This window comes from Acinetobacter sp. FB (assembly GCF_056033405.1).
On sequence record NZ_CM148502.1, the window covers coordinates 1,722,784 to 1,736,295 of the forward strand.

General features: G+C 41.3%; 12 protein-coding genes. All 12 read right to left on the reverse strand.

Features of this window, described 5'->3' with window-relative positions; all coding sequences use genetic code 11:
* Window positions 1-40: 40 nt before the first annotated feature.
* Entirely contained in the window at window positions 41-568 is a 528-nt protein-coding gene (locus tag AC0JIQ_RS08015) for an N-acetylmuramoyl-L-alanine amidase (protein ID WP_474201291.1), read from the reverse strand.
* Between the two features lie 96 nt (window positions 569-664).
* Window positions 665-1,000, reverse strand: a complete 336-nt coding sequence (locus AC0JIQ_RS08020; protein ID WP_474201292.1) for a hypothetical protein — start codon at window positions 998-1,000, stop codon at window positions 665-667.
* 86 nt (window positions 1,001-1,086) lie between these two features.
* On the reverse strand, window positions 1,087-1,470 hold the full coding sequence (locus AC0JIQ_RS08025; RefSeq protein ID WP_474201293.1) for a hypothetical protein: 384 nt from the start codon (window positions 1,468-1,470) through the stop codon (window positions 1,087-1,089).
* Between the two features lie 78 nt (window positions 1,471-1,548).
* Window positions 1,549-1,779: a hypothetical protein gene (locus AC0JIQ_RS08030; RefSeq protein ID WP_474201294.1), complete on the reverse strand. Its 231-nt coding sequence runs from the start codon at window positions 1,777-1,779 to the stop codon at window positions 1,549-1,551.
* Window positions 1,772-3,730, reverse strand: coding sequence for a hypothetical protein (locus AC0JIQ_RS08035; protein WP_474201295.1), 1,959 nt, complete (start codon window positions 3,728-3,730; stop codon window positions 1,772-1,774). Before AC0JIQ_RS08035 ends, AC0JIQ_RS08030 begins: the two co-directional genes overlap by 8 nt.
* A gap of 12 nt (window positions 3,731-3,742) precedes the next feature.
* Window positions 3,743-4,138, reverse strand: a complete 396-nt coding sequence (locus tag AC0JIQ_RS08040) for a hypothetical protein (RefSeq protein WP_474201296.1) — start codon at window positions 4,136-4,138, stop codon at window positions 3,743-3,745.
* The gene (locus AC0JIQ_RS08045) at window positions 4,135-4,425 is read right to left on the reverse strand and encodes a carboxypeptidase regulatory-like domain-containing protein (protein WP_474201297.1); all 291 of its coding nucleotides are present in this window, start codon (window positions 4,423-4,425) and stop codon (window positions 4,135-4,137) included. The genes AC0JIQ_RS08040 and AC0JIQ_RS08045 overlap by 4 nt, the downstream gene beginning before the upstream one ends.
* Window positions 4,425-5,666, reverse strand: coding sequence for a hypothetical protein (locus AC0JIQ_RS08050; RefSeq protein ID WP_474201298.1), 1,242 nt, complete (start codon window positions 5,664-5,666; stop codon window positions 4,425-4,427). The genes AC0JIQ_RS08045 and AC0JIQ_RS08050 overlap by 1 nt, the downstream gene beginning before the upstream one ends.
* Window positions 5,667-5,718: 52 nt before the next feature.
* Entirely contained in the window at window positions 5,719-7,332 is a 1,614-nt protein-coding gene (locus tag AC0JIQ_RS08055) for a hypothetical protein (RefSeq protein WP_474201299.1), read from the reverse strand.
* Window positions 7,333-7,334: 2 nt separating this feature from the next.
* Window positions 7,335-9,308 (reverse strand): hypothetical protein, encoded by a 1,974-nt coding sequence (locus tag AC0JIQ_RS08060; protein ID WP_474201300.1) that lies wholly within the window; start codon window positions 9,306-9,308, stop codon window positions 7,335-7,337.
* On the reverse strand, window positions 9,298-9,717 hold the full coding sequence (locus AC0JIQ_RS08065) for a hypothetical protein (protein ID WP_474201301.1): 420 nt from the start codon (window positions 9,715-9,717) through the stop codon (window positions 9,298-9,300). The genes AC0JIQ_RS08060 and AC0JIQ_RS08065 overlap by 11 nt, the downstream gene beginning before the upstream one ends.
* Window positions 9,717-13,406, reverse strand: a complete 3,690-nt coding sequence (locus AC0JIQ_RS08070) for a tape measure protein (RefSeq protein WP_474201302.1) — start codon at window positions 13,404-13,406, stop codon at window positions 9,717-9,719. Before AC0JIQ_RS08070 ends, AC0JIQ_RS08065 begins: the two co-directional genes overlap by 1 nt.
* Between the last annotated feature and the right edge of the window lie 106 nt (window positions 13,407-13,512).

A 13,512-nucleotide genomic window follows, 5' to 3' on the forward strand; every position in this document is an offset into this window, starting at 1 on the left:
CTTAACACTCACTACCAACAAAGATAATGAGCATCTAACGTCAAGAAATATATTGAATTAACTCATTTGCTACAGCTTTACCAATTAACCACTTTTTATCTTTCCAAATCTTAAGTTCATCATCGTTTGATATAAAAAATAGTTCAAGAATAATGCCACCATTGCTAACGAATGCTAAGCGAGAATGTTGCCCTGAATTTTCAGGCTTCCAACCTTTGTCTCCACGTAATACATTTACCATAACAGTTGAAACTGCACCGCAAAGCTTTTGAGAAATTAACTTATCTTTAGGTTGCGACAATGCCTCAACACCTTTTGCAGTTTTAGGCCCAGCATTACAATGAAACTCAACAGCTATAGCTGATCCTTTGATGAGTTTGACTGCTTCATTGAGCGACGCATTACCCTTACCCTCTCCATCAGTTCTAACACTGATGCCTGCGGCGCGCAGATAATGCGCAACAATGTTCCGCATATCTTGGGCGATATCACTTTCACGATCACTGCCATTAACAGCTCCTGAATCTATGTTGCTATGTCCTGCTGTGATAGTTACGATTTTTGTCATTTCACTTTCCTCTAGACGTAAAAAAACCGACCCAGTGGTCGGTTCGTGGATATTAAAAAACCTGCTTTAAGCAGGTCTTATCGAAATTTACTCACCTCAATCACAAGTGATATTTAGTTTTTCACTGTAAGATTCAGTAGTTTTACGCAAATCATCTAATAGCTGATCTTTTGGTTTAGCATCTATAACCTTTAACTTTGTCAGTCTCAATATAGATGGTAAGTATTCATACCTATAGATTTTGGGATACATCAAGCATAGAACGTTTTCCTGATCATTTTTATCCGCATTAGAATCATCAAGAATACTTAAAAACGTTCTAATCTTCTTGTTGGCTTCTTTCAATTGATTTCTTGCTACTATTTCCCCAAATTTAGGTTGCTGACATCCCACGGTTATTATGGCTAGGAAGATTATTAATATTTTTTTCATTTGTTTAGCTTTAAAAGTTATTGATAATAAAACCACTCAAGGCGGATGAACTTATATCATAAACTTCAATAGATTAAACTGATTTATTAAAAATTATCTTTAAAGTCTTTAACCTCTTTGGCTACATCTAAAATTGTTGAGTCCTCACGTGCATTCACATAGTTAAATGTCCACCGAATGATTGCCCAGAACGGTAACCCGGTTGCAAAGAAAATCCCCCCAATCGCACACATTCCTGCCCATGTTGTTGCGTAATCGTGCATAGAGAAATGTTGAATAATAAATCCACCTGCGCCGATACTACCGATCACTGTAGAGACAAGACTCACAACCCATTCACTCCGTGAGCGCGGCATTCTCGTCATGATTACGACCAAGTATCCCAACGCAATCACAACTGTAATAATTGCCGCAATACCATACATCTTGATAGCTACTGCACCCGCACCACTGCTTACTGGCTCTGCCATTTTTACTTTCTCCAGATAATAAAAAAGTCGCTAAAAAGCGACAGTCTTTTGTTGTCCAATCCATCATTGGACTAATAGTTAAACTTCGATTTGATATACAACACCCGTGGGCGCACTTCGTTTTATTTCATTTCCACTGATATACACCCGATCACCTACATTAAATGGTGTTGAACTGCTACACAGCACAAGCCCTGTCCCATCAACAACTAAAACTTTATAGTTAGGATGGTCTGCACTCTGAACAGTCGCTATAAACTCAGGCGTTTTAGGTAATAAATCTAAAAGTCTTGATAATGCATTACTCACGATTCACCCTCTCTATTGATGCAGTTTGAACCACTTTCTCATAACTAAATGATCCGCTTACACCATCAGTGATCCCCCACCAATCACCGTTAAAAGCTGTTAATTCACCTGGTACGCATTGACCAAGTTCCTGAGTAATTGGCATCAATAAGCTATGTGTCTCAACCATGCCTGCTTTGGCCAGAGCCTCGCGGCCTTTACTATGCATTGCTGTCGTTGATGTCAGCAATGGACTATTGACCGACTCTTGAAGCACATCACCTGCAGTGCCAACACGCTTGATTTGTCCCGTATCACCATTACGATCATTGGTTAAGAACACGCCGTTATAATCCGGGTAAAGTGCATAATCAGTTGAGAGATCTACGACCATTGAATCAGGAATCAACCGGTCATATTCGTCAATTGCAATCGAATCCCAAAATGTCTTTTTGTACTTCGCTTTAATCGTCAATGTATTGCTATCAGGCTCGCTATACACAAAACCACCTGCAGCATCCGCAATCAATTTAATTGCTGCAATTGGGGTTAAATTCGAATAGCTCAAACTATTTGTAGGTAACACCCAACCCAGTGCATCAATCAACTCCCAATTCAAGACGATATCGCTATTCACCCGATCAAGTTCAGCTTGAACCAGTTGTACCGATGTACGCTCATTCTCTTGGGTAAAAGAACGAGTCGGCGAATACGGCGCATCAAGCAAGGCGGATGGACTACGTCCAGATAACTTATAGACTTCTTTAGCAAACTGTTTAGAACGTGAAATGTTCTCTAGCAACATCCGATGTTCATTACCATTCACCATAATTTTTAAAATCACCGGTTTTCCATCAATCGGCTCTAACTTTGACTTCTCGTAAAATGGAATTGTTAGATTGTAAGACCAACACCAACTACTCCGATCGCAACGATAATCACCGTTATTGACTTGGATTTCTTGCCCGTTGTCTAAGCGAGTTACTTTTAAATCATTCACGATATACCACCAATCAACAGGCTTAAGGTTTGGTAAACACTGATCAGCACCAAAGTTTAAAATGAGATTGTGCGAATCAACGTCATTACATAGACATATGAAATTAAGATCAGTTGAACCGACATATTCGGGCTTCGGTTGCGGTTCAATTGGATCTACAGATGATTTACGATAATAAACAGCTCTTGCCACGTCCCAGGGAATAGAGTCAGTAGTAAACAGCTCTAAACCTTTGTCGTGTTTAAACATGAACCGTTTTTCAAACACGTCTGCAACTTCATGACTAAACGTAAATTTCTTACGTTTTCTAATCAGCTCATCCCAGTCAGTTTGCCGATTGATTAACAACTTTTCAGATTCTTCAAATACCAAGGTTCGAGCAATAAAACGTTTATCGTTCTCTTGCCATACAATTTGATAATCACTCGAAAGCTTTGTTGTTTCTTCAAAGACTGTTTTAATCGATTGCTGCAGCTGTAAAGTTTTATCAAATCCAGTAATCACGGCATTAGATAGACTTAATCCTGAATCAAAAATAAAGGCACTGTTATGCGCCTTAAATCTTGCCTTGCCATATTTGACGTGACTTTCAATCAACGCAGTCAGAGCATTTTGATAACTAAAACCACTTAAATGATTAAGTCCAAGCACGAAATTAATATCAAAATGAGTCTCAACATTAGAAACGAAATTGGTATTAATCACGGCATCAATCGAACAGAATTGATTTGAAACTACTGCAGTAATTTCAGCCTTAAAATCTGTCGCAATTGCACAATCAATTTGTGCAACACTGCCTTGTAATGTTGTAATTTCTGAAAGAAATGCGGTTGAAATAACAGCGTCAATACTTGCTGTAATAACTTCATTTGCGCCGAAATTTAGAACGACATTATGCGCATCAACCGTGCCTGCAACATCATTAAAGTTTAGGTCTACGGCGTAACCATCAGGTGGGGTGTAATTTGACACATGCACACCTCTTTATGTGGATGGACGAAGCACAATCGAGTTGATCATCAAGGTACTACCAAGCGCCAAGCTTGGATTTGCCAGCATAATATCTGTACCAACACTAAAATCCGCAACTGCATCACCATTGCCATTGAAAAGCCGCGCCCATGTTGCTGTGCCTGCTTGCGTCACAGTAGCTGTATCAGTCGGATATAATTCTATGCTGTCTGCATTGAGTTGTTTAAAGCACGGCTCTGGCAGATTCAGCGCGACTAACTTATTACCCGCGCTTGCAGCAACTGTCACATTTGCAGGCTTTGTACCCTTATAAAATGAAAAAGTAGCATTGCTGCTACCTGTATCTAAGAAGTTGGCCAAGGCTTGTAATTGGGCCAAGCCTGCCGCCATTGATGGAATTACACTCATTTTGGCACCACTAAGTCAGCAATCACTGCGTTATATTGATTTAAAGGATGGTGAGCAACGATAAAGAACTTACATGCAGTCAAATGATTAAAAACATAATTTCCGTTTGGATCGGTCATCACTTCAGAAATCAATCGCCCAGACATACGTTCAAACAAACGAACACGGCACGGAATTGGAATGTTTGTCTGTTTGACTTGCCCTTTAATTGCTAAGCCTACATCGATCGTCAAAAGTGGATCTAAACTTGAACAGATTGCAGGGACAACTTGAAGATTTAAAAGCATTATAAATCCCCTATTTTGATGACAACTTGCCCCTGCTGATTGAAATTGACCGCTGCATTAACTGCGATATACAAGCCATTATTTTTTTCAATCAATTGATAGTTGGAGTAAGGCTTCGCTTGAAACAACCAATAAAAACCCGGTATTTCACCTCGCAGAACTGTTTCATTTAAGAAAACAGGTGCAAACGGTGCCACATTTGCCAAACTAAATGCGCCGATATAATTAGAATAGCCACTTGCTATCTCAGTTTTTCCTAGTGAAATATGCATTGATTCTTGGGCTGATGTAGCTTGAGAATATGAGCGCTGCAAGAGTGTTTTTTGGGTTGAGCTGGTTCCACAAATACCCGTGTAACCGCCCCGCGGATATGCACCGCCAGTAGTCGTATATAAATACGTTGATGATAGAAATGTGTTTGCTGTGTCAGCATTTAATAGAGACTTGAACGAACCAAATCCGTAAGTTAATGCTTGGGTGTCAGCAGTCACTACAGTCGGCAATATATAGAAATAATCTTTATTGCCAATCAGAATCCAGGCCCGATTTCCCGTGGTTGGCGTAGCTGAATCAGCTGGGTTTGATGTCGCACTCACTGACGAAGCGTAATACCATTTTGACCAGCCGTTATATGCAGTTGTCCCACTCCCAGTGCCCACCCAATTCTTGTCTGGTGCCGCACTATCATATGGTGCTTGAACGCCCGACATTGCATCAATGCCTGTCATATCCTCGACAATTCCAACTTTGGCATATTTTGCATAAGTCGATGTGTATGCAGCATCAAGTGCATCAATCACACGCAAATATGGACGTGATGCAAGCAAAGTATTAGACGAGCGATAAGCTGCTTTACCAGTGCCGCTGAAAGGCTTTAACCAACCCAATGCTGGTAAAGAACAACTAATTGTGCCTGTAGCTGTGGTCACACTTGGAGTTGATGCGAGCTGAAAGGTAAAACTATTTGCATTTGGTACACTTAGAATACGAAACTCGCCGTTATATTCGCTTTGTGTTGCACCTGCAATCTTGATCACTTGATACTGCATAAAGTTGTGTGCAGAACCAAAGGTGGCTGTAGCTGTCGTTCCGCTTGCCGTCAATGTTGAAACTGTTTGCGAGCCAAAACCATTCACTAAACAGGCATCCAGCACGTCAATCATGCAGCCAAAACTATTAGATAACTGAGGCGCATTAGTATTGCTATGCACATAAAACTTAATATCTGTACTTGCGACCATTTCTTATACTCAATAAAAAAGGCTGCATGTGCAGCCCTTAGGTTTAATTCATTTAGATAACGCGATCGATGTCACCGCGATACATAATTTGAAAGTTATCGCTCAAAGTGGTTGGCTCGGATTGTTTGACTGTTCGCACACACCAGATTGGGTACATCGCCGCAATCGTATTGAATCGCAAGACATTCCCACTTACCCAACCTGTTCCCCAACCCTCTTTTTTAACCACAAAATATGCTGCGCTGGTAATCGGATTAATAGGCGCACAATCAGCGTTTACATTCCCAGTCCCAATCTGACCAGAAACCTCACCAATGATTCTAAAATTGGTTGAGTCTACAAATACAATCGCCCAACGTTCCTGAATCGCTCCCTTATTCGTTACAGCAATCGGATATAAGGCATCATTGAAATTTGGTGTAATTGGCGTGCCGCTTGGTTCATCTGACCAGACACTATTCCAAGTGCCTTGTACAAACTTTGATGTGTATCGACTGAACATATCACCCACCACCAATGCTGAACCGACTATGGAGCTGTCTGCATCATAGTTGTGTGTGACTGGCTTGGTTAAAGTAATTTGGCCATTAATCTGCACATCATTAATGAGACCCATATCTTGATAGCGATATGACGCTGAGATAGGTGCAATCAAACTATTTAAAGCAAAATCACCGCTTAAAGTCACTTTGCCATAGTCATAGTCCACAACATACATATCAAAAGGAACTTTCACGCCGTTACTATCTTCAAGCTCACACCATGAAATACGCTGATCATTTAAATCGTAGGTTTGACCTGCCACATGACTGGGCAATTCCTGCTTTTTAGATGATGCAATAACCCCTATATCACCGACACGGAAAATCGGCACACGTCCATCAGGCGGTAAACGCGTTGCTGACAATCCTAAAATCTCAGAATCAAGCGGAATATAGGTATATGCAATTGCGTTATAACGAACCGACGTTGCATCGATCCACACAGGTGCATTGACCCAAACCGTATTACCAACATCCGTATAGTCTAAAAGTGGATCGTACCAATCCTCATCTACAATTTCGGGATGATCAGACTTTTTAGTTTTTTTATAGAAATAAATGTCTACAAAACCAGTCTCATAATTGATTGAGCCGTGCGCTTCATCAGTTTCAATGATGCCCGCTTCATCTGCAGTTAAAGTAAGCTGACCGCCTGCAATTTTGCCAACCACAACCGTGAGTGAACCAGGACGAATCGGGATTGTTGGCGTTCTAAAACTAACATGATGAATCGGCAACATATCGGTTGTAGTAGTCAAAGACTGTAAAGTTAGTTGATTATCAACATTCGGTGTCCAACTCTCCAATTCAATAACACCCGTACCATATTGAATAACGCCGCTTTGTGTACCTGACCCTGTTGCGGTATCTACATTTCGATATAGCAAGCCTGTTCGATCAACAAAGGTATCTGCACCTAGCTTTAACCGAACCGAACCAGACAGGATCTGCTCATCAAAACCTTGTGTTAGATCAAAGCTAAGTTTGTCAGCGGTGATTGTCGTTGAATTACTACCAGTACCTGAAGTATCACGATAACGCACAGAAATATTAGTGGTACCAAATGCCTTTAGCGTTTGCTGACTCGCAAGGATTTGGTCTACTTGTGGAAGATAAAAACCCATATTTACCCCGCTGAATAAGTTGTCGGCGTATATGCCTTGCTGTATGTGGTTTTTTGCAGATACGGCGTTACTTCACATACCCCAGTAGCGTAAATGATGCTGCCTTGAACATTTCCGAACTGATCTACTAGGTTGCCTGTAGTGCTATTTACCGGCACATCATGCAAGCTGACTGTACCCGTTGCGCAGCTAGGATGAGTCACTGGAATATCTAACCCAACTGAGCTTTGTTGAATTGCTGAACCCGTACCAATGGTAAAGGTCAGTTTTTGATTGGCATCAGGCTCAATAGCATTCAACGTTTGGTTTTTGCCTTCGCCATAGTCATATGTGATGGTGAAAACAGTGTTTTTTTGAGGCAATTTTTTAGGGATTAAACGGCCTTTTCCTGTATTAAATACAATAGATCCAATCGCATCACCTGTGAATTGCCCTGAACTATCAACCGTTGCAGTTTTCGATATCCCATCCAATAGCCATGTCGCTGTTAAACTTTTAATACCGTTATGAAATAACTGAAAATCTAACCCCGCTGGTAATACGGATAAATCAGCACGGGCAAAAGTTGTAATTGGGCTGCCCCATTGCAACAAGATAGGCGTTCCCACATCTGGTAAAGCCCCAGTAGTTAAGAGCCAAGTACCTGTCGTGTAATTGATCGATCCACTACCGACTGACTCATTTGCACCGACCAAGCGACCAGTTCCGTTGTCTTTCAAAACATAAAACTTACCTTGTGCCATGAATGAAATAGATAGCGCTCCCGGTGCAGGAATCGGCACTAAAACCCCTGTCCAATTTGTCCCCTGATTATTCGATGTGACGGGCAAGGTATAAGACTCAAAAGGCTGTACGGGTGCAGAGGCAGGCGTAAATGTAATATTGAGAATGGCATTGCCTGAGCCAATCGCATTGGTCCACACTATGCGACCTGTTTGGTAATCAATCGTGCCGACTTGAGTGCCAGTTGCTGTTTTTAAAGTACCACCGTTATCTGAAACTGACTGCCCAAAAAGCGTAAAGCTTAATGAGCTTGGTAATACACTTGAGCCAATATACAAACTTTGGTTGTTATTTACGTTGGTTGTGAATTGGGTTGTGATGGTTCCGCTATTTCCCGCAACAAGTACAGGATTTTCACTGACAGCATTCAGATCCAACAACGGCGTTTCAGTCTGATTAGACGGTATCAGTTGCGAAAACATCGTTTCAGCTTGAATTGTGAAACTTCCCACCGCCACATCATCGGCTAAATCAACACTTGCATAATAAACGCCAGCATCAGCAACAACCGTTTCGCGTATAACAGTGGTTGGTTTAACGTTGTTCCACCAATTCGTCACCGATAGACCAACAAAGTCACGACTGAGTGCATCGTTAAATGTATAAGTCGCAACTTTATATTCTTTGGTTCCCTCAGATCCACCGCCGCCACTGCCTGCGCGAAAGGTTGCGGTTCTGGTTTCAACTGCAGTAATACGAAGGTATTGCGCAAATTCATTTGCTAAGCCCTCATTAACCACTAGTACTAAAGTATCCCCGACATTATTCTCAGAATCAGTGGTCATCATTGCCACTTGTATCGACTTCATGCCTTGATAAGCTGCATCAAGCAAAGCACCAACCGCCTGAGCACCTTTGGCCAGATAATTTTCTAAACGATTCTGAGCACTATCACGGGTATCGGTATGAGATCGTGTACTAAATAGCAATGCTGAAACATTCGGATCTTCAGGATTCTTTGAGATAAATACTGTTGACCCCATGAGTGCATCAGTATCATTACTATTCACGGCGGCATAGATCTTACGCAGTGATACGCGGCCCACAGTTCGATCAAGTTCCGATACATCAGGGAAAAGATTATTACTCTCCCCATCTACAACGATCTGACCAGAATATTTCCCTCCGCCGTCACTAGTATCTGTCAAACGCTCAGACTTGTATAAAACAAGATTATTGGTCTCAATTGGCATCTGGCACCTCAATAAATCTTAATGTCGCTCGGTAATAATCGTTTTCTGATACGGTTGGGACACCACGGACAGGGCTTGCTTCAATCGCACCATCAGCATGATTAAAGATCACGTTGAATTGGCGAGTATCATGTGGATATTCAAAAATTAAGGTGAATTGCTCGCCCTGTAATGCTGACCAATCTTTAATTTTTGAAAGCAAAGCGCGTTTAATCCAACCCTGTTTGTCTGTCTTTGAAAGCAAAGTAATTGGACGACCTAACTTCTTCTTACCCTCTTGAATAATCAAAGTCCCGTCAATTGCACGCTCTTGGCTTTGTTCAATTGGCTTCCAATCGAACTCATCGGAAAATAAAAAACCGTTCTCAAGTGGAACGGTTTCATTTGTTGCATTTCGTTGTAGTCTCATTACATCGCCTTTTTCATTTGCTCTAATTCATTAAAGAAATCGTTTAAAAGATCTTTCTGAGATGAATCACCCGTGAAATTTGCAGTTTTGCCATTAAAGTTAAAACTGTAGTTCACTGTATCGGTTGACCCCACATCAATATTAGGAACTTGGATCTGCGGAATTGACGGTGCTTTAATGTTTGGTGCACTGATTGCAGGTGCATTCGTATTACCACCAACTGAGATCGAACTACCACTAGAACCAGATTTCTTACCCTCCCAATAACTAAGGGTATCTTCCATCTTCTTGAGTAGTGGCGCGCTGTAATCAATTACAGATCCACTCTGCAGAGCTTTATAGTAAGCAAATAACATTGCATCTTTAGACTCCTGCGCTTTTGCCTTCGCTGCACCCTTATCCATTCCTGCAGCAACTAAGCGATTTTCATAATCCGCAATTTTGGCATTCATATCATCCATCGCTTGACCTAAGCCTTTCGAAGTCTCAGCAGCTTGCGCCTTGCGTTGAGCAGCAACTTTAGCCATTGCCTGTTCCCATTCATCAGCAGTGCTTTGGGCTTCTTCACGGGCAATTCTTCCAAGGTCTCTAAATCCATCTGCAGCCACTCCACGCGCTGTGTCACTCACGTTATAGAGTGAATCAACAATTTCTTGAGTAGACTTAACTGATGATTTACCCGTTGCATCGATCTGAGCTTGTAACCCAACCGAAGCTCCTTGTGCTTTGGCATTTGCAATGACAGCTTGATCACCTGAAGCGGCGGCAGCTTGCATAACTCGCTCATATGCTTGTTTTAGACCATCGGATGTTGCTTGACCACTCGCTTTCATAGTATTGAAGTCAGCAATTGCGGAATCAGCAGCGAGCTTTAATTGTTCTTTAGTTTTAACACCAAGGCGTTCAAATGCCTTACCAACCTCATCTAAATCATCAGGTAGTTTTTGAGTTTGCTGCTTAATCGCAAGCATGCCCATTTCTACTTGCTTGGTAGAAAATACACCTTGCGACTCAAACTCTTGAAGCTTTTGCTTTGCTGCATCAATTTCTACTTGACTATCTGCCTTTTCAAGCCAAGTTTTCCAACCTTGATAAAGACTACGTGTAGCATCAATACCAGTTATGCCAGCTTCTTCAAGTTTTTGCTTTAATGTATCAAGACTCATACTACCCTGACTAAACCCACTCGACATAATATTGGCTGTTTTATCAATATCAATGCCTAAAGCTTTTCCTGCCTCCCTTGCATCATTCAGTGATGGATTTAAGTCTCTTGCTGCTGCACTGGCAAGTTTGAAACCCTCATTGAGCTGCTGCCCTGTAATCTGGCCAGCAACACCCATTTCCATGAGCTTCTTCTTGGCTTCATCAATTTCGGCTGTATTTTTAGCCTGACTTAGCCACTTTTGCCATGCTTGGTAAATCAAGTCATAAGATTCAGCACCAGTTATTCCTGCACCTTTTAACTGCTCAATAAAAGCCTTAATTTTCCCAGAACTATCACTAAAGCCAGTTGATATCTTATTTGTAACTTGCTCAACATCGACACCTAAGGCTTGCCCTGTTTCGATTACGTTCTTAAAAGACTGTTCTTGCTTTTTGGTTTCTAGCGTTGCAGCGGCTGTTGCCTGTTGAGCTTCAGTTAAGCGCGTAACGACGACTTTCCCACCCTCGTTTACTGTCGCAAAGTACCCCTTTTGCGCTAGTTCTAACTGAAGTGTTGAATTAATAACACCATCATTTGCTTGCACTGCCCGTGTCACATAATCAGTAACAGCCTTTAATTTGCGTGATTGAAGTTTTTCATTATTCTGACCTTCTTGCTCCTGAATTAATAAAAGCCCATCAAGGGCTTTTTTGTTTTCTTCTAAGATTCTGGCATTTTTTTGCGCTTCACTTTCAACCGCCTGATCTAGCCGCATTTTTGCCTGTGACTGATGAGACAAAGCCAGTTGGTCAACCTCATCATAAAAGCCTTTTGCTTTCAGTCTCATTTTCTCAGCATTTGCTGCAAACTGGTCACTTAGATCACCAAAGGTAATAGTGGATAATATTCCATTGATTACCACGCCAAGATCATAAAACACACCAGTCAATGTCATAACGACAAGACGTAAAGCGAAAATCACATCTGAAATAGCACCAAAAGTAATGCTTAAACCCTGACCAACACGAGTAAGAAAACTAACCTGATCACTTGCTTTCGTTGCTTCTCCTGTAAATGATCCAAGGACCGCAACAATATTGTTGAGACCATCATAGATTAATGATAGAACATCATCTCCTAATTCATAACCTATATTCACCAATTCTTTAGCGACATCATAAGCGGATGAGATAGCTTGTCGTAACGCATTAAAGACACTTGGATCTATACCATCGAACTTCTCTGATACCGCATCAACAGCTGACATCACGTCATCAAATAATACGGCGATCCAATCCAGATCTCCACCTAACAAATCAATAACGCCTGCGAGTCGACTCGAAATATTATATTGCTCATTCATTTGCCCGATTAGCGCAGTAATATTATTTCTTACTTTCTGCATTGCATCGGCAGTGGAATTCTCCATCCCATTTGCAAGCTCAAAGTTTCGATCTCTGGAATCAATCAAAGCCTTGGTTAATTCATTTACAGAGATCTTTCCTTCCGCACCTAATTTACGAATCTCTGACTCTGCACGACCTGTACTTTTGGCCATATCACTGACAACATTATCCGCACCAATGATAATACTCATCCACGCATCAGCATCAACAGAACCTTTTGCTAAAGATTGAGCTAGTGCATCTTGCGCCGATTGTGCTTGGTCTGCACGTGTTGCATTGTGAGTAAACGACAGTGACAAACTATCCGTCATTGTGAGTATTTCATTGGTACTATAGCCCAATGATTTCATTGTCCCCGCGGTAGCAAGGTATACTTCCTGCGCTTCCATCAAAGGGCGTGCAGTTGTATTGGCAAGCTCTAAAAGTCTTTCTTGAACCAAATTGTATTCTTCAACACTATCAGTGGCATTTCTTAAGCGTGATGCCATCTGTTGTGTTGCATCAGATGTGGCGATTAGCTCATTGATAGTTAAGCCTAAACCAAGAGCAGCAAGACCGGCAGCAAGCGTACCGATGGTTGTTTTTAAAAATGAAAATCCAGCCTTGGCTTTTTCAGTTGCGGCTTCAGTTTCAACCAGTTCCTGATTCGCGTGATTTGATGATTGAGTAAAATTATTAAAAGCTTCATCAGCTTGTTCAACTTGCCTTTCTAATTCATCTACGGCGTGTTGAGCTGCTTCAATATCTTGTGGTGTAGCATTTGTTGTAGATAAATCATGTAGTTTTTGTTTTGCTTGATCTAAATCAGACTTGAGTACCCCAAGCGCCTGTTCAGAAACCCGACCAAACTCTGCAAAATTTTTAGCTGTTGCACCTGCATTTGTACCTGCATTTTGAATTGCGGTTGTAGCATTGTTTAAATTTTGAGTGAGCGCACCCGCCATTTTAGTTGTGCTTTCAGGCACAATTTCACCGATTTGTTTAGCGGTTTCCGCGGATGTTTGGCGTAGCTTTTCAACTTCTTGCTTGATTGCATCAAATACGGCTTTTGTAGTGGCTTCAGACTGCTGAATATTAGATACATAATCTTTGGTATCAGCCTGTAAAACAACCTTAAAAACTAGTTCTTTAGACATAAAATCCACCTCATCACCGTATAAAAAAGCCACGTAAACATGCTGTGATTGACATATTTACGTGGCTAAACTGAAAATTTAGACATTAAAAAACCCGACAATTAGT